Annotated in this window: 19 protein-coding genes; 7 read left to right on the forward strand and 12 right to left on the reverse strand. The window is 73.6% G+C overall.

Translation table 11 applies throughout. The annotated features are described in order from the left end of the window. Positions 1-22: 22 nt before the first annotated feature. The 12 genes from KBC94_RS22710 to KBC94_RS22765 form a co-directional block, all read right to left on the reverse strand. Positions 23-2,017, reverse strand: coding sequence for a response regulator (locus KBC94_RS22710; RefSeq protein ID WP_294375558.1), 1,995 nt, complete (start codon positions 2,015-2,017; stop codon positions 23-25). Next, positions 1,999-2,934, reverse strand: coding sequence for an ATP-binding protein (locus KBC94_RS22715; protein ID WP_114802722.1), 936 nt, complete (start codon positions 2,932-2,934; stop codon positions 1,999-2,001). The genes KBC94_RS22710 and KBC94_RS22715 overlap by 19 nt, the downstream gene beginning before the upstream one ends. Further along, positions 2,931-3,956, reverse strand: coding sequence for an ATP-binding SpoIIE family protein phosphatase (locus tag KBC94_RS22720; RefSeq protein WP_294375563.1), 1,026 nt, complete (start codon positions 3,954-3,956; stop codon positions 2,931-2,933). The genes KBC94_RS22715 and KBC94_RS22720 overlap by 4 nt, the downstream gene beginning before the upstream one ends. Then, a complete protein-coding gene (locus KBC94_RS22725) occupies positions 3,947-4,351 on the reverse strand; it encodes an anti-sigma regulatory factor (protein ID WP_017757019.1) in 405 nt (134 codons plus the stop codon). Before KBC94_RS22725 ends, KBC94_RS22720 begins: the two co-directional genes overlap by 10 nt. After that, positions 4,341-4,721 carry an STAS domain-containing protein gene (locus tag KBC94_RS22730; protein ID WP_294375566.1) on the reverse strand — a complete coding sequence of 127 codons (381 nt, stop codon included), beginning with the start codon at positions 4,719-4,721 and terminating at the stop codon, positions 4,341-4,343. Before KBC94_RS22730 ends, KBC94_RS22725 begins: the two co-directional genes overlap by 11 nt. Positions 4,722-4,726: 5 nt before the next feature. Further along, entirely contained in the window at positions 4,727-5,575 is an 849-nt protein-coding gene (locus KBC94_RS22735; protein ID WP_114802719.1) for an STAS domain-containing protein, read from the reverse strand. A gap of 216 nt (positions 5,576-5,791) precedes the next feature. Then, positions 5,792-7,339 carry an HD domain-containing phosphohydrolase gene (locus KBC94_RS22740; RefSeq protein WP_114802718.1) on the reverse strand — a complete coding sequence of 516 codons (1,548 nt, stop codon included), beginning with the start codon at positions 7,337-7,339 and terminating at the stop codon, positions 5,792-5,794. After that, the gene (locus tag KBC94_RS22745; protein ID WP_294375575.1) at positions 7,336-10,779 is read right to left on the reverse strand and encodes a PAS domain S-box protein; all 3,444 of its coding nucleotides are present in this window, start codon (positions 10,777-10,779) and stop codon (positions 7,336-7,338) included. The genes KBC94_RS22740 and KBC94_RS22745 overlap by 4 nt, the downstream gene beginning before the upstream one ends. Beyond that, complete coding sequence (locus tag KBC94_RS22750; RefSeq protein ID WP_294375579.1) at positions 10,757-11,098, reverse strand: STAS domain-containing protein; 342 nt, start codon at positions 11,096-11,098, stop codon at positions 10,757-10,759. Before KBC94_RS22750 ends, KBC94_RS22745 begins: the two co-directional genes overlap by 23 nt. Continuing rightward, positions 11,056-11,394, reverse strand: coding sequence for an Hpt domain-containing protein (locus tag KBC94_RS22755; protein ID WP_114802715.1), 339 nt, complete (start codon positions 11,392-11,394; stop codon positions 11,056-11,058). The genes KBC94_RS22750 and KBC94_RS22755 overlap by 43 nt, the downstream gene beginning before the upstream one ends. Beyond that, a complete protein-coding gene (locus KBC94_RS22760; RefSeq protein WP_294375586.1) occupies positions 11,378-11,857 on the reverse strand; it encodes a response regulator in 480 nt (159 codons plus the stop codon). The genes KBC94_RS22755 and KBC94_RS22760 overlap by 17 nt, the downstream gene beginning before the upstream one ends. Further along, positions 11,854-13,317: an ATP-binding protein gene (locus tag KBC94_RS22765; protein ID WP_294375589.1), complete on the reverse strand. Its 1,464-nt coding sequence runs from the start codon at positions 13,315-13,317 to the stop codon at positions 11,854-11,856. The genes KBC94_RS22760 and KBC94_RS22765 overlap by 4 nt, the downstream gene beginning before the upstream one ends. Before the next feature lie 343 nt (positions 13,318-13,660). On the opposite strand from KBC94_RS22765, the gene KBC94_RS22770 reads away from it, so the two are divergent. The 7 genes from KBC94_RS22770 to KBC94_RS22800 are packed head-to-tail and all read left to right on the forward strand — an operon-like array spanning position 13,661 to position 20,729. Beyond that, on the forward strand, positions 13,661-15,340 hold the full coding sequence (locus tag KBC94_RS22770) for a PAS domain-containing methyl-accepting chemotaxis protein (RefSeq protein WP_294375591.1): 1,680 nt from the start codon (positions 13,661-13,663) through the stop codon (positions 15,338-15,340). A 21-nt stretch (positions 15,341-15,361) separates the two neighbouring features. Then, a complete protein-coding gene (locus KBC94_RS22775; RefSeq protein WP_294375594.1) occupies positions 15,362-15,724 on the forward strand; it encodes a response regulator in 363 nt (120 codons plus the stop codon). An 11-nt stretch (positions 15,725-15,735) separates the two neighbouring features. Continuing rightward, positions 15,736-16,209, forward strand: coding sequence for a hypothetical protein (locus KBC94_RS22780; RefSeq protein WP_294375598.1), 474 nt, complete (start codon positions 15,736-15,738; stop codon positions 16,207-16,209). Beyond that, positions 16,206-16,619 (forward strand): hypothetical protein, encoded by a 414-nt coding sequence (locus tag KBC94_RS22785; RefSeq protein WP_294375601.1) that lies wholly within the window; start codon positions 16,206-16,208, stop codon positions 16,617-16,619. Before KBC94_RS22780 ends, KBC94_RS22785 begins: the two co-directional genes overlap by 4 nt. 15 nt (positions 16,620-16,634) lie before the next feature. Then, positions 16,635-18,341: a methyl-accepting chemotaxis protein gene (locus KBC94_RS22790; RefSeq protein WP_294375604.1), complete on the forward strand. Its 1,707-nt coding sequence runs from the start codon at positions 16,635-16,637 to the stop codon at positions 18,339-18,341. Between the two features lie 20 nt (positions 18,342-18,361). After that, on the forward strand, positions 18,362-18,730 hold the full coding sequence (locus tag KBC94_RS22795; RefSeq protein ID WP_294375607.1) for a response regulator: 369 nt from the start codon (positions 18,362-18,364) through the stop codon (positions 18,728-18,730). A 22-nt stretch (positions 18,731-18,752) separates the two neighbouring features. Continuing rightward, on the forward strand, positions 18,753-20,729 hold the full coding sequence (locus KBC94_RS22800) for a chemotaxis protein CheW (protein WP_294375610.1): 1,977 nt from the start codon (positions 18,753-18,755) through the stop codon (positions 20,727-20,729). Positions 20,730-20,736 lie beyond the last annotated feature (7 nt).

Consider the following 20,736-nt stretch of genomic DNA (forward strand, 5'->3'; position numbering starts at 1 on the left):
CGCGGGGCGGCCCGCGGGCCGCTCAACCACCCTCGCGCAACGCCGCCAGCAGCGCATGCGTGTCCAGCGGCTTGGAGACATGCGCGTCGAAGCCGGCCTCCAGCGCACGGTCGCGGTCCTGCGGACGGGAGAAGGCGGTGAGCGCGACGCAGCGCACACGTGGATGGCCGGCCTTGGCCTCCAGTCGGCGCAGGGCCCGCACCAGTTCGTAGCCGTCGCGCCCGGGCAAGCCGATGTCGCTGACCAGCAGGCTGGGCCAGCGCTCGCGCATGGCGGCCAGGGCGCTGTCGTGGTCGTGCACCACGCGCACCTGCGCGCCAGCCTCGTGCAGCACCACCTGCAGCATTTCGGCGGCGTCGGGGCTGTCCTCCACGGCCAGGACGTCCTGGCCGGCGAGGGGCTGGTCGCGGTGGGTCGCCGGGCCGCTCTCGGCCGAGGGCTCGGTGCTGACGGGCTGCGCGGGCATGTCCTCCGGCGCCACATCCAGCCGCACCACCAGCCGGGCACCGCGGCCTTCGCCCTCGCTGAAGGCCTGCACGGCGCCGCCGTGCAGCTCGGCCAGGCGCTTGACGATCGACAGGCCCAGGCCCAGGCCGCCATGGAGGCGGTTGTCGGGCCCGTCGCTCTGGGCGAAGCGGTCGAACAGGTGCGGCAGGAAGTCGGGCGCGATGCCCTTGCCCTGGTCCTGCACCTCCAGCGTCAGCTGCCGGCCTTCGCGCCGCAGCGTCACGTCGATGCGCCCGCCGTTGACCGAGAACTTGATCGCGTTGTTCAGCAGGTTCCACACGATCTGCTGGAAGCGCGTCGGGTCCAGCCAGGCGCTCTGCCGTGCATCGTCGTCGGCCTGCGGCAGCACGCGCAGCGAGCGGGCGGCAATGTCGTCCTTCAGCGCGTCGATGGCCGCATGGGTGAGTTCCACCGGGTCGGTCCATTCGCGGTGCAGCCGCAGCTTGCCGGCATTGACGCGGGAGACGTCGAGGATGTCCGAGATGATGCGGCTCTGCGCCTTGACGCTGCGGGCGATGGCGTCCAGCGCCTTGGCCATCAGGTCGGGCCGGCCGCCATGCTTCTGCAGGATGTGCACCCAGCCGCTGATGGCATTGAGTGGCGTGCGCAGCTCGTGCGAGAGCACGGCCACGAAGTCGTCCTTGGTGCGGCTGTGGCGCTCGGCCATGGCGCGGGCGGCCTGTTCGCGCTCCAGCACCTCCTGGCGCGCGCGCTCCAGCGCCAGGCGGTCGGAGATGTCCACCGCCACCGCCACCAGCAGCCCGGTGGCGCCGTGCGGCGACAGGCTCCAGGCCAGCGGCACCTCGTGGCCGTCGGCATGCAGCAGCGGGAACTCGGCGCGCCGCACACTGCCGGGGCTGCCCCCCTGGGCGGCCGCGGCCTGGGCCACGAAGGCCTGCACCTGGGCCGCCGCGCCGGGCACCGCCAGGGCGGCGAGCTGCAGGCCGATCAGCGCCTCGGGCGCGCGGCCCAACTGCGAGGCCAGGGCGGGATTCACGTCGTCCAGCCGGCCGGCGGCATCGAGCAGGGCCATGCCGTCGGGCACCTGGTTGTAGATGGCGCGGAAGCGGCTCTCGCTCTGGCGCAGCCGGTCCTCGGCGCTGCGCGCGCGGATCAGCGCCTGCAGCGTGGCCACCAGCACCGCGGGCTCGGCCGGGTGCACCAGGTAGGCGTCGGCGCCGGCGTTGAGGCCGGCCACCTTGTCGCGGTCCTGGACGAAGGTGGCCGACAGGTGGATCACCGGCAGGCTGGCGGTGCGCGGGTCCTCGCGCAAAAGCCGGCAGACCTCGAAGCCGTCCACGTCGGGCAGGTGCACGTCCAGCACCAGCGCCGACATGCCCTGGGCGGCCAGCGCCAGTGCCTGGCCGCCGGAGGCCGCCTCCTCGGTGGCGAAGCCGGCCGCGCGCAGCGTGCGAGCGGTCGAGTAGCGCGTGGTCGGATGGTCGTCCACCACCAGGATGCGGTGGGCACCCCGGTCGATGGTGGTGTGGATCACACGGGTGGTTTCCACGCGACCTCCGGCTGATCGGCAGGCGCGCCCGTGCGCGCGGGCGCGGGCGCCGGCGCATCCGGCAGCTGCATCGGCAGGGTGAGCCAGAAGGTGGAGCCGCGGCCCAGTTCGCTCTCCACGCCCACTTCGCCGCCCAGCAGGCCGGCCAGCTGGCGGCACAGCGCCAGGCCCAGGCCGGTGCCGCGCAGGCGCTTCTGCATCGGCGAATCCACCTGCGAGAAGTCGTCGAAGACCGAGGCCTGGTGCTCCGGGGCGATGCCGATGCCGGTGTCGCTCACCGAGAAGCGCACCCGGTCCTCGCCGAGGCGGCAGGCCGCCACGCGCACCTCGCCCTGCGGCGTGAACTTGAGGGCGTTGGAGACGTAGTTGCGCAGGATCTGCGAGAGCTTGCGGTCGTCGGTGTACAGCCGCGGCAGGTCGCTCGGCTCCTCGAAGGCGAGGCTGACCTGCTGGTTCTCCAGCATGGGCCGGAACATGCCGCGCAGCGCCGAGAACAGGTCGACCATCTCGAACCAGGCCGGCGAGATCTCCACGCGGCCGGCCTCGATCTTGGCCAGGTCGAGCAGGTCGTCCACCATCTCGGCGAACTCGCGCGCCGAGGTCTGGATGAACTGCACCTGCCGGCGCTGCTCGTCGGAGAGCGGGCCGTCCACCTCGTCGCTCAGCAACCGCGCGATGCTGCGGATGGCATTGACCGGCGTGCGGAACTCGTGGCTCATGTGCGACAGGAAGCGGCTCTTGAGTTCGGTGGCGCGCTTGAGGGCGATGGCCTGTTCGTCCAGCTCGGCATAGAGGGCGACCACGCCGCGGTTGGTCTCTTCCAGCTCCTCCCGCAGCAGGGCAGCCTCCGCTTCGGCGGCCTGCAGGCGCTGCTGCAGCTGCAGCACCCGCGCGTCGGTTTGCGGAGATTCGGTCATGGGCCCTCCTTGGGGCGCAGCGCGACGACGCAGACATCGTCGCGGCCGCGGGCATGGTCGGCAAAGATGCGCGCCGCCAGCAGCGTGGGCTCGCGCGCGAGCAGCGGCGCCAGCGCGGCGCCGGGCCAGCGGGTCTGCACGCCGTCGCTGTGCAGCAGGGCCAGCGCATGCGGCGGCCGCGTCGCGGGAGTCATGTCGAAGCGGCGCACCTGCAGCCCCAGCGTGCCGTGGGCCGTCGCCAGGGCCTTGTCGGCGGTGCCCGAGACCAACCGGCCCGCCACATTGCCGGCCCCGGTGTAGCGCAGTGAATCGCCCTCCATCCACAGGCCGAACACGGCCGCGCCCCGGGTGGTGCGCAGGCGCTCGTGCACGGACTGCATCGTCGCCGCGCCGTCGTCGAAGGGGCGGCTGGCAAAACCGTCCAGCGCCGCCTGGGCGGCGACCTGCGCCTCGGGCCCGTGGCCCAGCCCGTCGGCCAGCAGGGCCGCGGCGCGGCGGCCGTCGAAGGCCAGCATCCAGGCATCGCCGCAGGCGGTCTCGCCGCGCACCGGCACGCACACGGCGCCCCAGTCGAAGGCGTCCGCCCGGGCCGGGGCGGCCACGGCCGTGCCCGTGCTCGGCCGCACGCGGGCCAGGCAGACGGTGCCCATGCCGGGCAGCGAATGGAGGTCGAACCCCTCGCTCTGCCGCGCGATGGCGCCCAGCCCGGTGCCGGCCGTGGCGGTGGTGGAGAAGCCGTCGCGCATCGAGCGCGCCAGGTCGGGCATGCCCGGGCCGCGGTCCACGGCGATCAGCTCGATGTCGCCCAGCGCATCGCGCGCGGCCACCAGCAGCTGGCCGGCCTGCGCATGCTTGGCCAGGTTGGTGCCCAGCTCGGTGGCCACCAACGCGGCGCGGGCGGCGTCGTGCTCGGGCCAGGCGCGCTCGGCGGCCAGGCGCGCCACATGGCGCCGGGCTTCGCCGACGAAGCTCAGGTCCTCGATGGGGAACGCGCGGTGCGTCCAGCCGCGGATCACTTCCACTTCACGATGCTCACGCAAGTGCCCTGGCCAGGCGTGGAGCGGATGTCGAAGTCGTTCACCAGCCGCTTGCTGCCCGGCAGGCCCAGGCCCATGCCGCCGCCGGAGGTGTAGCCGTCGGACATGGCGAGGTCGATGTTGGCGATGCCGGGGCCTTCGTCCTCGAAGCGCAGTTGCAGGCCGCGGCGCGCGCCTTCCTGCAGCACGGCCCAGTGCATGCGGCCGCCGCCGCCATGGATCAGCGTGTTGCGCGACAGCTCGCTGGCGGCGGTGACCATCTTGGTCTGCTCCACCAGCGAGAAGCGCAGCTCCTGGCACAGGGCGCGCACCGTCTGCCGGCTGGCGACGATGTGCTGCTCGCTGGCCAGCGGCAGGGTGCCGGTGGGTTCAGGCGCCAAGGCGGGCTCCCGGCTGGGCGCGCAGGCGATCGAGCAGCGCCATGCCGCGCTCGACGTCCAGCGCGGTGCGCACGCCGTCGAGCGACAGGCCCAGCTCGACGAGGGTGATGGCCACGGCCGGTTGCATGCCCACCACCACCGCGGTGGCCGAGAGGATGGCGGCCGTGCCCGAGATGGTGCTGAGCATGCGGCCGATGAAGGAATCGACCACCTCCAGCGCCGAGATGTCGATCAGCACGCCGTTGGCGCCGGTGGCCGCGATGCGGTTGGCGAGGTCTTCCTGCAATGCCATGGCGGTCTGGTCCTGCAGGTCGATCTGGATGGTGACCAGCAGGGTCTGGCCCATGCGCAGGATCGGGATGCGGTCCATGGGGTTCAGGCCTCGCGGCTGATGCGCCAGCCGTTGGTCTTGAGGGCCTGCGCCAGCGCGTCGGCCAGCGTGGCCTTGGTGACGATGCCCTGCAGGTCGATGCCCAGGTGCACGATGGTCTGCGCGATCTGCGGGCGGATGCCGCTGATGATGCAGTCGGCGCCCATCAGGCGGATGGCCGTGACGGTCTTGAGCAGGTGGCGGGCCACCAGCGTGTCCACCGTCGGCACGCCGGTGATGTCGATGATGGCCAGCGCCGAGCCGGTGTCCACCACCGTCTGCAGCAGCGTCTCCATGACGACCTGGGTGCGGTTGCTGTCCAGCGTGCCGATCATCGGCACGGCCAGCACCCCGTCCCAGAGCTTGACCACCGGGGTGGAGAGTTCGAGCAGGTCCTCCTGCTGGCGGCGGATGACGTCCTCGCGCGACTGCTGGAAGGTGTCGGCCGTGTGCTGCGCCAGGCGGTCGACCAGGGCGGAGAGCGTCCACAGGGCGCTGCCCATGGCGGCCGGGTCCTGCGCGAAGGCCTGCTGCAGGCGGCCGAAGAGGGGCTTCTTGAGCCCCAGAACGAAGACGCTGGTGGCGCCGGCCGAATCGCCCTTGGCGGCGCGGCTGGCCGACAGCTGCTCCAGCGTGCGCCGCAGCGCCTGCCAGGCCGGGCCCTGGAGCGACTGCGCATCGCCCCCGGCTTCGAGGGCGCTGCGCAGGCCATCGGCGACGGCCGTGGCCTCGGCCTTGGCGCTGGCATGCAGGCCGCCCTGCGTGGTGGCCTGGAGCTCGCGCATCCATTCCTCGACCACGGCGGTGGCATCGTCGTTCAGAGCACGGACAAGGGCCGCGGTTTCCGGGTTCATGGGGAGGCCCTCGTTGAATGCTCCCTTGTAGGGATGGGGATGCGGGAGCGTCCAAAAGTGTAGGAAAAGGTGACAGCCGTCGTTGTCAGCCGATACCTCTTTTGCGCTGTTGGCCCACACGGATTGCGCCTGCCATCCGCCATGGCGCGCGCTGCGCCCGTGCAACGCGATCGGCCGGGGCGGGCCGGTCGCTCGGGAGCGCGGCCGCCCGGCGCCTCAAGCGCCGACTGGCAGCGCCGCGAAGTCCAGCGAATGCGGGTCGCTCAGCGCGCCGAAGCCCAGGCCGCGCTCCATCACCTGCTCGCACACCCGTGCCATGCGCTCGCCGTGGCGGATGAAGATCGACACCAGCTTGGGGTCGAAGGCCGCGCCGCTCTGCGCATGCAGCAGGCGCAGCACCTCGTCGGGCTTCATGCGCGCGCGGTAGCGGCGCTCGCTCACCATCGCATCGAAGAAGTCGACCAGGGCCGTGATGCGCCCCGGCAGCGGAATGGCGTCGCCCCGCAGGCCGCGCGGGTAGCCGCCGCCGTCCCAGCGCTCGTGGTGGGTCAGGGCGATCTCGGCGGCCAGGCGCAGCAGCGGCAGGTCGGAGCCGCCGAGGATCTCGGCGCCCATGACGGTGTGGGCCTCCATCTGCCGGTGCTGGTCCGACGAGAAGCGCCCCGGGTGCTTGAGCAGCGCATCGGCCACGCCGATCTTGCCGACGTCGTGCATGGGCGCGGCCTGCCGCAGCAGCAGTGCGGCTTCGGGGCTGCAGCCGGCCGCCAGGGCCAGGGCCCAGGCCAGGAAGCCCACCCGCACCATGTGCGAGGCCGTCTCGCCATCGCGGAAGCGCGCGGCGCGCGCCAGGTGGTCCAGCACTTCGCGGGGCTCGGCGGGGCCACCCTGGGCGAGCACGCCCGGGCAGCAGTCGATGCCCGCGGCGGCGGTGGTGTCCCACCCGGCGGCTTCGTCGGCGCCGGGGGCCGGGCCGGCGTCTGTACAGGCGGCCGGCTGCCCGGCCGCCGGTTCGGCGACGCATGCGGGCGTGTGCAGGGCCGTTCCAGCTTGCGGGTCCGCGCCGGTGTCCACCTCGGCGCCGGCCGGCTCGACCGCGTCCAGCCGGTAGCCCTGGCCGTACACCGGCGTGAGGCGCAGCGGGCCCTGGCCGTCCAGCCGCAGCTTGCGGCGCAGGCGGCTGATGTGGGTGTCCACCGTGCGGGTGGTCACGTCCGCCGTCCTGCCCCAGACGCGGTTGAGCAGGTGTTCGCGCGACAGCAGCACGCCCGGGTTCTGGAAGAGGTAGACGGCCAGGTCGAATTCCTTCTGCGTCAGGTCGACCGCCGTGCCGTCGACGGCGATGCGGTGCTGCACCAGGTCCACGCGGTAGCCGTTCAGCTCCAGCACCTGGGGGCCGCGCGTGCGTGCGCGGCGGCTCAGGGCGCTGATGCGGGCCAGCAGCTCCGCCGGGCGCGCGGGCTTGACGAGGTAGTCGTCGGCGCCGCTGTTCAGGCCTTCGACCACGTGCGCCTCCTCGTCGCGCGAGGTCAGCACGATGGCCGGCGGCTGCACGCCCGGGCGGTTGCGCAGCCAGGTCAGCACGTCGCCGCCAGTGCCGTCGGGCAGCGTCCAGTCCAGCACCAGCAGGTCGTAGCGGCGCGAGCCCAGCTCGCGGATCAGCTCGCCGGTGCTGCCGAAGCTGGTCACCTGATGGCCGCCGTGGCTGAGCCACAGGGTGGCCAGGTCCCGCTGATCGGGGTCGTCTTCCAGGAGGGCGATGTTCATGCGGGCTGGGAGTGGGGTTGGGGGCGGTCCTGGGATTGGACGGCCGAGGGGGCGGCCAGATCGTGACGGGACTGCAAACTCCCGCCAGGAGCGGCCTCGTCCAGCCAGCGGGTGAGCCGCACGGTGCTCACGCCGTCGTGGTGCAGGTAGTCGACCTGGTCGCAGGCCTTGCGGATGATGGTCAGGCCGAAGCCGCCTTCGGGGTACTCGTCGAAGTTGGTCGGCAGCTCGTCCTCGGGCGGCACGTAGGGCTCGCCGATGTGGATCAGCGACACCTCCAGCGCGTCGGGCGGCCGCCGCAGCAGCGCCTCCACCGGCGCCTGCGGCAGCCGCCCGCGCGTGTGGCGCACGATGTTGGTGAAGGCCTCCACCACCGCCACGGTGAACAGGCCACTGGCCGGCGAGGTCTGGCCGGCCTCGGCCAGGCCGCGGTCCACCAGGGCCCGCAGGGCGCCGATGGCCCCCGGCTCGGCGGGCAGTTCGAGGCGCTGAACGGGCTGCTGCGGGTCGAACACCCGCACCGTGGCCAGCGTCACGTCGTCGGTCAGCATGGTGCCGGCCAGCAACTGCTGGCGCATGCGGTGCAGCATGGCGGCCGGCGTGGCATGGTGCTGGGCCAGCCGGCGGAAGGCGGCATGCACCTGCTGCACGCCCACGCGCTCGCCGTCAGCCAGGCGGGCGTCGCACAGGCCGTCGGAATGCAGCAGCAGGGCGTCGCCCGGGCCCACGGGCCGGCTTTCCTGCGTGAAGCGGGTGTCGGCCAGCACGCCCAGTGGCGGATGCTGGTTGCGCAGCAGCGCTACGGCGCCGCCCGGGCCGATGTGCATCACCTCCTCATGGCCGCAGCCGCACCAGGTGAGCAGGCCGCGCGCCAGGTCGATGCGCACGTAGGCCAGGGTGACGAAGGTCTCCAGCGCTTGCAGGTGCGGTGTCATGGCCGCGTGCACGGCGTTGAGGATGTCGGCCGGCTCGGGCGTGGCGTCGCGGGCGGCGGGCTGCATCATCAGTTCCACGAGCGAGCGGCTGAACTGCATCTTCACGGCCGCGCCCAGCAGCGCGGCATTGACGCCCTTGCCCATCACGTCGCCGGCGATCAGGTCCACGCAGCGCGGGCCCGGGCGCATCACCTCGAAGAAGTCGCCGTCGATGTCCTGCGAGGCATGGTTGAAGCTGCTCAGCCACAGGCCCGGCAGGTCCACGGCAGGCGCGGCCACCAGCAGCGAGGCCTGGATGCGGGCGCTGATCATCACCTCCAGCTGGCGCGCGGCGCGCAGGTCCTCGCGGTGCTGGCGCTGCTCCTCGATGTCCTCGACGATGCCGATCAGGTAGAGCACGCGGCCGCGGTCGTCGTGCGCCAGCGAAGCCGTGAGCCGCACCCACAGCGGCCGACCCGTGGCGCGCACCAGCCGCGCCTCCAGCCGCAGGCTGGAACCGGCGCCGTCGAACAGCCGTTCGGTGCCTTCCATCACGGCGGGTGCGTCCAGCGGATGCAGCAGGTGCTGCAGCGGCAGGCCCAGCAGCGCGGCGGCGTCGCGGCCGAGCAGGCGGCACAGCGTCTGGTTGACGCGCACCAGCTGCTGCTGCCGCTCGTCCAGCAGGAAGATGCCCACGGCCGCCTGCTCGAAGGTGGCGCGGGCGCGCACCTCGCTGTCGCGCAGGGCGCGCTCCACGCGGCGCTGCTCCGAGATGTCGCGCATGGTGGCGGTGAACAGCGTCTGCGCGCCGGCGCGCACCGCCACCACCGTGGCCTCCACCGGGAAGTGCTCGCCGTTGGCCCGCAGCGCCATCACGTCGATGCGGCCGCCCCCATGCATGCCCACGCCGGCGCCGCGCAGGGCGTGCATCGCCCGCTGGCGCATGGCGCGCCGGGCCTCGCCGGGTGCCAGCAGGCGGTGGATGGGGCGGTGCAGCGCCTGCTCGCGCGGCAGGCCGAACATGCGTTCGGCCGCGGGGTTGAAGTCGACCACCTTGCCGCGGGCGTCGGCGGTGACGACGGCGTCGAGTGCGCTGTCGAGCACGGCCTGGTGCCGGGCCTGGGCGGTGCTCAGGGCCGCCTCGTTGGCGCGCTGGTCGGCGATGTCGGTGACGAAGCCCAGCACATGCATGGCCTCCTGGCCGCCGCGCGTCACGGGCAGGGCCACGCCGCGCAGCAGCATCCACTTCCAGCGGCCGTCGGCGCAGCGCACGCGGGCCTCGCAGTGCAGGCTGGCGAGCTCCCGGCGCAGATGGCGGGCGAGCCGGTCCGCCAGTGTGTGCCGGTCCTCGGGATGCAGCAGGGCCAGCCAGGCGGCGCTGTCGTAGCGGCATTCGGCCGGCGGCTCGCCGCGCATGGCGGCCCAGCGCTCGCTCAGGTCGACCCGGCCGTCGGGCAGCCGCCATTCCCACAGCGCGTCGCCCGACGCCGCCAGCGCGCGGCGCCAGCGCTGGGCGCGCTGCTCGCCCTGCGCATGCAGGCGCGCCAGGGTGGCGCGCGCCGTGCGCTGGCTGGCGATGCTGCGGCGCAGCGCGCGCAGCGCCAGCAGCACGATGGCGAGTGTGAACAGGGTCAGGGCCACGCCGGGGCGGATCTGGCGCAGCAGGTACTGCAGCAGCGGCTGTCGGGGCTGGACGACCAGGACCTTCAGGGGCCGCTGCGGCAGCCATTGCTCGGCGGCCAGGTCGCCGGCGGCCACGGCACCGGCCTGCGTGCCGGCCTGCCAGGGCGCGCGCGCGCTGGCCGTCAGCACCTCGCCGCTGCGGCCGACCAGCACGGCCCAACCCCCACGCTCCTGGGCGAGCGCCTCGGTCAGCCGGTCCAGGCCGTCGGCCTGCAGGAGGGCCACGGCCCAGCCTCGCTGGCCCGGCAGGGAGCGCAGCACCGGCACGACCCCGCCCGGCGCACGTTGCGCGAGGGCGGGGGGCAGTGCGGCCGCGGACAACCGCCGGCCGACGCACGGGTCGCAGGCGGAGGCCGTGGCCGGTAGCCCCAGACTGGCGGGCGGCGGCAGCAGTGTCGCCCCGCCCTGCGTCAGGCCTGCGCCGCGCTCGTCGAGCGCGAGCACCGCCAGCAGTTCGTGGTCCCATGGTGGCCGCAGGCCTTCCCCGGCGGTGGCAGGCAGCGCGGCCGCCCCGGGCGCGGCCGGCAACGGGCCGGCCGGCATGGCCGCTGCCAGGGCCCGCGTGGCCGCTTCCGCCCGGTCCAGGCTGGCGTCCACCAGGCTGGCGAGCGCCGCGGCATGCAGCCGGGCATGTTCCCGCGCTTCGTCGCGCAGATTGTTCCAGCCCAGCGCAAGCCGGGTGGCCAGCGTCAGCAGCACCGCGACGGCCACCAGCAGGCCCACCCAGCGCAACTGCTGCTCGCGCCGGCGCAGGGCGCGTTCCAGTGCGGCGTCGGGGCCGGCGTCGGCGCGCGGGTGCGGACCTGCGTCCTGGCCCGCCTCAGTCGAAGGAGGCGACGGCATCCTGCCGGTCCGGGAAGATCTGGAACACGCGGTTCATGCGCATCAGTGCCAGCAGCGCCTGCACCGTGGGCGTGAGGTTGCACAGCCGCAGGTCGCCACGCCGGGCATTGAGCTGCCGCAGGCAGGAGATCAGCGCGCCCAGGCCCGAGCTGTCGATGAACTTCACGCCCTGCAGGTCGAACACCACCCGCGTCGCCGTGGGGCCGACCAGGGCCTGCATGGTCTCCTTGAACTCGCGCACGTTGCTGGCGTCGAGGTTGGCCTCGCGCAGGGCGATCACGACGATGTCGTGTCCGGCGGGGTGGCTGCTGATTTCCATGGTGGCGTGTCTCCGTCGCGGGCGGGGGCGATCAGGCCGTCGAGGGCGGCCTCCAGTGCATCGAGGGCCTGGCGGATGCCGGCCGGGTCGGTCTGCCCTTCGGCATGGCGCGCCAGCTCGCCCAGCGCGGCGAAGCCGTAGCTGCCGGCGGCACCGGCCAGGCGGTGCAGCGCCTGCTGGCGGCCCTGGGCATCGGCGGCCTCCAGGATGGCCGCCCGGCGCTGGGGCAGGCCGTCGAGGAAGCGGCGGCGCAGCGCCGCGTAGGCGGGCCCGCCGCGGTCAGCCCCGGGGCCCACGGCCGTGCTCCCAGTACATGCGGATGTCCTGCGGCAGGCGCACGGGGTCGAAGGGCTTGACGATCACACCGGTGGCACCGTGGCGCAGCAGCTCCTCCAGCTGTTCGGGCATCGCCTTGGCAGTGAGGAAGACCACCGGCACGCCTTCCATGCCGGGCAGCTGCCGCAGCTGCTGCAGGGTCTGGGGGCCGGACAGCTGCGGCATCATGACGTCCAGCAGCACCAGGTCGGGCCGGAAGCGGGGGGCGGCCTGCAGCGCCTCGGCACCGCTGCCCACCGCGCAGACCTCGTAGCCGCCGATCTCGCGCAGGCTGAAGTCGAGGATGTAGCGGATGTCGTCGTCGTCCTCCACGCACATCACGCGTCGCAGCGCGTCGTCGCCGTCGAGGGGGGCGTCGATCCGAACACCGTCGGCTTCGCCTGCGGTGCAGGCACTCTTCGGAACAGCCGGGTGAACGCTCATGGCACCGCCCTCGCGCGGGCCGGCTGCGGGGCCGGTTCGGCCGGGAACCAGACGTCGAAGGTGGAGCCGACCTCGCCGGCGCCGGGCGCGTAGCCGATGCGTCCACCCATGCGCTGTACCAGCAGCCGCGCCAGGTGCAGGCCCAGGCCGGTGCCGCCGGGCCCGCGCTGGTCGCCGCCCTCGGCCTGGGCGAACTTCTCGAACAGGTGGGAGCGGAACGCCGCCGGCACGCCGCGGCCCTGGTCGGTGACGGCGATGCGCTGGCCGTCGCCGGTGTCGCTGAGCTCGATGAGCACCGTCTGGCCGGGCGCCGAATGCTTGATGGCGTTGGAGATCAGGTTGGCCAGCACCTGCAGCAGGCGGTCGGCATCCACGCTGGCGCCGCGGCCCGTGACCGGCGTGGTGGCCGGGCAGCGCAGCCGCAGCTGCACGCCGGCACGCGCCGCATAGGCCTGCGCGGCGCTCACGGCCTCGCCGGCCAGCGGGGCCAGCGCCTGCGACTGGCAATGCAGGGTCATGCGGTCGCCTTCGAGCTTGGCCAGGTCCAGCACGTCGTCGATCAGCTTGCCCAGGCGCTCGCCGTTGCGCTGCGCGGCGGCCACCAGGGGCTGTGCGGTCGGCGGCAGCCGGCCGGCCACGCCCGAGGCCAGCAGGCCGACGGCGCCGAGGATGGAGGTCAGCGGCGTGCGCAGCTCGTGGCTGACGCTGGCCAGGAATTCGTCGCGCATGCGCTCGTTGCGCAGCGCCTCGGTCAGGTCGCGCAGCACCCAGGTCGTGCGCACGGCGCCGCCCTCGCACCAGCGGCTGGCGCTGGCCTGGGCCCAGAAGCCGTTGCCGTCGGCCGTGCGCAGCCACAGGCGCTCGCCGGTGGCGAGCTGGCCGGGCGCCGCGCCGATGACGGCCTCCAGTGGCTGGCCGGCCAGGCTGCGCGCGCCGGCCGCGCCGAAGTGGCGCAGCGCGGCGCGGTTGGCGTCCACCACCATCGCCTGCGCGTCCACGGTGACGACGGCGTCGGCGATGTTGTCCTGGATGCCGCGCTGGCGCTGCAGCTGGCGCCGCCAGTCGGCCAGCAGGGCCGAGCGCTGGGCCTGGCGTGCCAGCCGGGCCTCCAGCAGGGCGTCGCTCAGCCCGAGATGCAGGCAGTCGTCCATGCCGGCCGCGAAGGCCTCGATGGCGCGCGCCTCGTCCGGCGCCTCCAGCAGCGACACGATGGGCAGCCACGGGTCCCCGGCACGCAGGCGGGCACAGGCCCGTTCGGGCTCCCACTCGCCCGGGCCCGGCAGCCACAGCAGCACGTCCGTGGGAATGCCCGAGCCCAGCCAGGCGACGGCCTCGCCCACCCCGGCCACGGGGCGCACGCGGTGGCCTGTGCGCCCGAGCCGGGCGCACAGGGCGGCGCGCGCGGCCCCGTCGGCGCCGACGACGAGGACGTGAAAGGTCGGATAAGGGTTGGAAGGCATGGAGAAAGGTGTTCGGCTTGTCTCGTGGTTGTGCCGCTGTGCGTGACCGGCAGGTGACACAGGGTCAGGCAAAAGGTAACAAGCCGTTCTGTCCTGAATCTGAACATCCGACCGCGGCGCAGGGGCTCCGCGGGCGCATGCCGGTCGCTGCCATGGGCGTTCTCCCCATGCTGCGAGCTCATTTGGGACATGAAATTGACGCAAATCAAGAAACGGCGGCCTGCCTTTCCCGGGCGACAAAAGACACAGAGAAGAAACGATTTGTCACGTATTGTTAGCTCCAATCTGTTTCCACGACCTGTCCGGATCTGCCCGGGCAGCGCCGGACAGCCAAGGAACAGCGATGCGGATCAACCTGCCGATCACCACCCAGGAGCGCCAGTTGCCGGCCAACGGCTTCATGGTCTCGCGCACCGACCTCAAGGGCCGCATCACCTACGTGAACGGCACCTTCGTGGACATCAGCGGCTTCGCCGAATCGGAGCTGCTGGGCCGGGCGCACAACATCATTCGCCACCCCGACATGCCGCCGGAGGTCTTCGCCGACATGTGGGCCACGCTGGCGCAGGGCCTGCCGTGGACCGGCATCGTCAAGAACCGCTGCAAGAACGGCGACTTCTACTGGGTGCGGGCCAACGCCAGCCCCATCTGCGCCGATGGCCGCATCGAGGGCTACATGTCGGTGCGCAACAGGCCCTCGCCCGAGGATGTGCGCGCCGCCGAGCAGCTCTACGAGCGCCTGCGCAAGGGCGGCAGCCGGCTGCGCGTGCGCCAGGGCGAGCCGGTCGGCCCGGTCTGGGCCGATCCCATGGCCGCACTGCGCCGCCTGCCGCTGCGCCGGCGCATGGCCTGGGCCACGGGCACGCTGGCGGCGGCCAGCGCCGCAGTGGGTGCGTGGCTGGCCTGGAGCGGCGCGGCCGGATCGGCGACCGGCCTGCTCGCCGGCCTGTCCGCCGCCTCGGCCCTGGCCTGGACGGTGCTGGGCCTGATGCTGGAGCGCACCGTGCTCGGCCCGCTGGATGCCGCAGTGCGCACCGCCCGCGCCATCGCCAGCGCCGACCCGCGCCGCTTCGTGTTGCGCCGCGGCGACGAGACGCGGGCGCTGGTCAGCGCCCTCAACCAGATGAGCGCCAACTTCGTCGCCGTCATCGCCGACGTGGGCAGCGGCGTGGCAGGCGTGAGCACCGCCTCGACCGAGATCGCGCAGGGCAACCTGAACCTGTCCTCGCGCACCGAGGAGCAGGCCAGCGCGCTGGAGGAGGCGGCCGCGTCGATGGAGGAGCTCACCAGCACCGTGGGCCAGAACGCCGAGAACGCGCGCCAGGCCAACGAGCTGGCGGTCTCTGCCTCGCAGGTGGCGGCCCGGGGCGGCGGCGTGGTGGCGCAGGTGGTGCAGACCATGGCCTCGATCCACGGCTCGTCCAAGCGGGTGGTGGAGATCATTGACGTGATCGACGGCATCGCCTTCCAGACCAACATCCTGGCGCTCAACGCCGCGGTGGAGGCCGCCCGCGCCGGCGAACAGGGCCGCGGCTTCGCGGTGGTGGCGGCCGAGGTGCGCCAGCTGGCGCAGCGCTCGGCCCAGGCCGCGCGCGAGATCAAGGCGCTGATCGACGACGCCGTGGCCAAGGTGGACGCCGGCACGCGCCTGGTGGGCGAGGCCGGCAGCACCATGGGCGAGGTGGTCGACAGCGTCAAGCGCGTCACCGACTTCATCGGCGAGATCGCCGCGGCCAGCGCCGAGCAGACCGCCGGCATCCAGCAGATCAACCAGACGGTGATCCAGCTCGACCAGGTGACGCAGCAGAACGCCGCGCTGGTGGAGGAGGTGGCCGCCGCCTCCGCCGCGTTGGAGGAGAAGGCCCAGCACCTGGGCCAGGCGGTGAGCGTGTTCCGCGGCGCCGGTGCGGGCGGCCGGACGGCCCCCGCCGCCCACGCCGGCGCCTTCGACGACGCCGGCGAGGAGGGCGCCGGCGCCTTCGCCGACGACCTGCCCCCGGCCTCCCGCCTGGCCCATGCCTGAGGCCTCATCCAAGGAGTCGCCATGAAGATCCTGATCGCCGACGACAGCCGCGCCATGCGGCAGGTCATCGCCCACATGCTGCGCGAGGCCGGCTTCCGCGGCCACCACATCGTCGAGGCCGCCGACGGCCAGCAGGCGCTGGCGGCCGCCCATGCCGAGTCGCCCGAACTGATCATCTCGGACTGGAACATGCCCGCGATGACCGGCATCGAGCTGCTCCATGCCCTGCGCGCCGAGGCGTCGACGACGCCCTTCGGCTTCGTCACCACCGAGGTCAGCGCCGAGATGCAGCAGCAGGCCTTCGATGCCGGGGCGGCCTTCCTCATCGGCAAGCCCTTCAGCGCCGAGGACTTCCGCGTGGCGCTGGTGGACCTGCTCGAATGACGGCGGCCGCCATGATGCTGTCCCTGCCCACGGCGGCCCAGGTGGAGCGCTCGCTCGGCCTGCTGCTGCGGCGCGCCGTGGAGGCGTCGATGCAGCCGGCCGCCACCCGCTGCCGTTTCGCGGCCGCCGGCAGCTACCACGGCGGCGACCGCGCGCCGCTGGCCTGGCTCGCGGCCGACCTGCCGCTGGCCGCGCACCTGGCGGCCGCGCTGTCGCTGGTGCCGGCCGACGCCGCCGACGACCGGGTGCGCGCCGGCGTCCTGGACGACACGCTGCGCGAGAACTTCGCCGAGGTGCTCAACGTGGGGGCACGGCTGATCGTGCGCGACGACGCCGGCCGCCTGACCCTGCTGCAGACCGCCTTCGGCGAGCCCGCCGTCGCCGCCCTGCTGCCGCCCGCCACCGCGCGCCTGCGCCGGGCCGTGTTCAAGGTCGAGGTGGACGGCTACGCCGAGGGGCTGCTGGGCCTGTGGGGCGCCGCATGAACGCGCCACTGCCCGTCGACAGCCGCAGCCTGGCGGCGCAACTCGAGGCGGGCGCCCAGGAGCTGGCGCTGGCCGGCGCCATGCTGGCGCAGGCCATGGGCGACCTGCGCGCCGGCTTCGTGCAGGTGGCCGGCGCGCAGACCGATTCGGACGTCGCGGTCCGCACGGCCCTGCGGCAGGTGATGGTGGCCCTGCAGGCCGAAGACACGCTGGGCCAGTTGCTGCAGGCCGCCCAGCGGCGGCAGTCGCAGCTGGCCGGTGCCCTGCGCCATGCCGCCGCCGACACCGCCTCGACCGGCGCGGCGCGGCGATTGCCGGCCTGGCCGCCCGCGGCCGCCTGGGGCGATGCGCACGGCACCGCCTGCCCCACGCCTGGCGCCCCCGGCGCGGGCACCCATGAATTCTTCTGACCCGAAAGCGTCCTCATGCGCCTGAACAACTTCAAGACCGGCAGCCGGCTCGCGGCGGCCTTCCTTCTCGTGCTGATCGTCACCGGCCTGGTGGCGGCCCTGGGCGTCTCGCGGCTGCGGACGCTGCGCGAGGCGCTGGACTACCAGGCCAACGTCGTCCACGAGCGCGAGGTGCTGGCCCAGCAGTGGGCGGCCGACATCCGGCTGAACATGGTGCGGTCCCTGGGCCTGCTGCACAGCCGCGACGGCGCCTATGTGCAGGCCCTCTCGCGCGAGACCCAGGCCACGTCGCAGCGCATCGGCGAGATGGCCCGCCGCGTGGCCGACTCGGCCACCGACGACGACGGCCGCCGGCACATCGCGCGCGTGGTGGCCGACCGCGCGGCCTACACCCGGCTGCGCGAGGAACTCTTCGCCGCCCATTCGGCCGGCCGTGCCATGACGGCCGAGGAGGAGCAGGCGCTCGTCGCGCACGGCGATGCCTACCTGGCGGCCCTGGAGCGCGTGAGCGAGGACATCCGGGCCGACGGCAACCGCCATCGCCAGCACACGATCGACACGCTGCGCAGCGGCGAATGGATGATCGTGATCGGTGGCCTGGCGGCGGTGCTGCTGGGCGGGCTGTGCTCGGTGCTGGTCACGCGCTCGATCACCCGGCCCATCGCCGGCGCCTCGGGCGTAGCCGAATCGGTGGCGGCGGGGGACCTGACCGCGCGCGTCCATGCCGAGGGCCGCGACGAGACGGCCCGCCTGCTGCACAGCCTGGAGGCCATGCGCGGCAAGCTGGCCTCGGTGGTCAGCGAAGTGCGCCGCAATGCCGACGGCCTGGCCTCGGCCAGCCGCGAGATCGCGGCGGGCAGCAGCGACCTGTCGGCCCGCACCGAGCAGCAGGCCTCGGCGCTGGAGGAGACGGCCGCCTCGATGGAGCAGCTCAACACCACCGTGCGCCACAACTCCGAGCATGCGCAGAAGGCCAGCGAGCTGGCCACGCGCGCCTCGCAGGTGGCGGCCGAGGGCGGCACCGTGGTGGCGCAGGTGGTGCAGACCATGCGCGGCATCGCCGACAGCGCGGGCCGCATCTCCGAGATCATCGGCGTGATCGACGGCATCGCCTTCCAGACCAACATCCTGGCGCTCAACGCGGCCGTGGAGGCCGCACGCGCCGGCGAGCAGGGCCGCGGCTTCGCGGTGGTGGCCAGCGAGGTGCGGGCGCTGGCCCAGCGCAGCGCCGAGGCGGCCAAGGAGATCAAGTCGCTCATCACCGCCAGCGTGGAGACCGTGGCCCACGGCTCGGACCTGGCCGACCAGGCCGGCAGCACCATGGAGCAGGTGGTGGGCGCGATCCGCGGCGTGGCCCAGGTGGCCGGCGAGATCAGCGCCGCCAGCCGCGAGCAGAGCCTGGGCGTGGCCCAGGTGGGCCAGGCGGTGGTGCAGATGGACCAGGCCACGCAGCAGAACGCCGCGGTGGTGGAGGAACTGTCGGCCGCCGCCGCCGTGCTCAAGGAGCAGGCCGAGCACCTGGTGCGCAGCGTGGCGGTCTTCCGCCTGGGTGCCGATGCCACGGTGGCCGCGGCGCCGCCCGCGCGCAAGCCCCGCGGCGCGACGGCCGCCGTGGCCGCCACCGGCCCGGCCGGGCGCGCCAGGCCGGCACCGCGGCGTCTGTCGGCCCCCGCGCCCGTGCTGGCCGGTGCCGGGGCCGAAGCGGGCTGGGAATCCTTCTGACGCGCGGGGAGAAGCAAGCCATGAACAAGACCGTCATGACCGTGGACGATTCCCCCTCGATCCGCCAGATGGTGGCGATGACGCTGCGCATGGGCGGCTACGCCGTGGTCGAGGCCGCCGACGGTGCCGAGGCGCTGGACAAGCTGGCCGGCGGCGTGCACGTGGACGCCATCGTCACCGACCAGAACATGCCGCATGTGGACGGCCTGACCTTCACCCGCCGTCTGCGTGGGCAGGCGCAGCATGCGCGCACGCCGATCCTGATGCTGACCACCGAGTCCAGCGTCGAGATGAAGGCCGCCGGCCGCGCGGCAGGCCTGACGGGCTGGATGGTCAAGCCCTTCGACCCGAAGACGCTGATCGCGGTGATCGGCAAGGTGCTGGCGTGAGCGGCACTGCAGGAGCGCGGCCATGAAAGTGGATCTCAGCGAATTCGTCGGCATCTTCGTGGAGGAGGCCCGCGAGCACCTGGACGCGATGGAGTCGCTGCTGCTCGCCCTCAGCCCCAACCGGGTCGACGGCGAGATGCTGAACGCGCTGTTCCGGGCGGCGCATTCCATCAAGGGCGGGGCCGCCACCTTCGGCCTCGACGAGGTCGCCGGGCTCGCGCATGTGGCGGAGTCGCTGCTGGACCGGCTGCGCGACCAGCGGCTGGCGCTCAGCGCCGACATCGTCGATGCGCTGCTGGTGGGCACCGACGTGATGCGGGCGCAGATCGCCGCCTTCGAGGGCCAGGCCGCGGTGCCGGCGCCCCAGGTGGAGGCGGCGCGGGCCCAACTGTCGGCGCTGGCCGGTCCGGTGGCGGTGCCCGCGCCGGCGGCCTGGCCGGCCCTCCCGGCCGAGGCGCCGCTGGCGACGCCGCCGTCCGCCGCGCTGCCCGCGCCTGTGGTTGGCGCCGGCGAAGCGAACGAAGCGACTGAAGCCGCCGGGTCCCTGGCCGGCGAGGGCGTGGCCTTCGGCTTCTTCGACGACGTGCCCGAGCCCTCGGCCGAGGCCCGGCCGGTGCCGGGCGCGGGCGCTGGTGCTGGTGCTGGTGCGGTCGCCGACGTCTGTGCCGTGCTGCCAGCGTCGTCCGCCATGGCCGAGCCGCCCGCCGTGGCCGCGTCCGCCGGCCTGCCGGCGCCCTCGGCCGGGGCGGGCGCGGCGCATGCGGGTCACGAATCCAGCTCCATCCGCGTGAGCGTCGACAAGGTCGACCAGATCATCAACCTGGTGGGCGAGCTGGTGATCATCCAGTCCATGCTGGCCCAGCATGCGCTGGGCGACACGCCGCAGCAGGTCGAGCGGCTGCGCAGCGGCCTGGACCTGCTGGACCGCAACACCCGCGGCCTGCAGGAGGCCGCCATGGCCATCCGCATGATGCCGATCTCGGCCGTGTTCAGCCGCTTCCCCCGCCTGGCGCGCGACTTGGCGCAGCGCCTGGGCAAGGAGGTGGAGATCCGCCTGGACGGCGAGGGCACCGAGCTGGACAAGGGCCTGATCGAGCGCATCGTCGACCCGCTCACGCACCTGGTGCGCAACAGCCTGGACCATGGGCTGGAACTGCCCGCCGAGCGCCTGGCCGCAGGCAAGCCGGCGGCGGGCTCCATCACCCTCGCGGCCCGGCACGAGGGCGGAAGCGTCGTGATCGAGGTGGCCGACGACGGCCGCGGGCTTGACCGCGAGCGCATCCTGGCCAAGGCGCGCGAGCGCGGCATGGCCGTGCCCGAGCAGCCCACCGATGCGCAGGTGTGGGCGCTGATCTTCGAGGCCGGCTTCTCCACCGCGGCGGCGGTCACCGACGTCTCGGGCCGCGGCGTGGGCATGGACGTGGTCCGCCGCAACATCCAGGCCCTGGGCGGGCGGGTGGACATCCACAGCGAGAAGGGCCGCGGCACGCGCATCGCGGTACGGCTGCCGCTCACGCTGGCCATCCTCGATGGCCTGTCGGTGGCCTGCGGCGGCGAGGTCTTCATCGTGCCGCTGGCCTTCATCGTCGAATCGCTGCGGGCCGAGGGCGACGCCGTGCGCAGCGTGGCCGGCGCGGGCCGCGTGCTGCGCATCCGTGGGCGCTATCTGCCCGTGGTGGCGCTGCACGAGGTGCTGGGCCTGCCCGGCGGCACGCCGCCCGGCGCGGACGGCATCTTCATCGTGCTGGAGACCGAGGGTCAGCGCGTCGCACTCTTCGTGGACGCGCTGCTGGGCCAGCACCAGGTCGTCATCAAGAGCCTGGAGGCCAACTACCGCAAGGTGGCGGGCATCTCGGGCGCCACCATCATGGGCGACGGCCGCGTCGCGCTGATCCTCGATGCGGCGGGACTGGGCCGTCAGGCGGCCTCGTCCGGCCGCCTGCCGTCGCCGCTGGAGAGCGCGGGCGCCTTCCTTTCCACCGAACCCCTTCCTGCCTGAGGCTCCT

Source organism: Pseudacidovorax sp. (assembly GCF_017991995.1).
GTDB lineage: Bacteria > Pseudomonadota > Gammaproteobacteria > Burkholderiales > Burkholderiaceae_C > Xenophilus.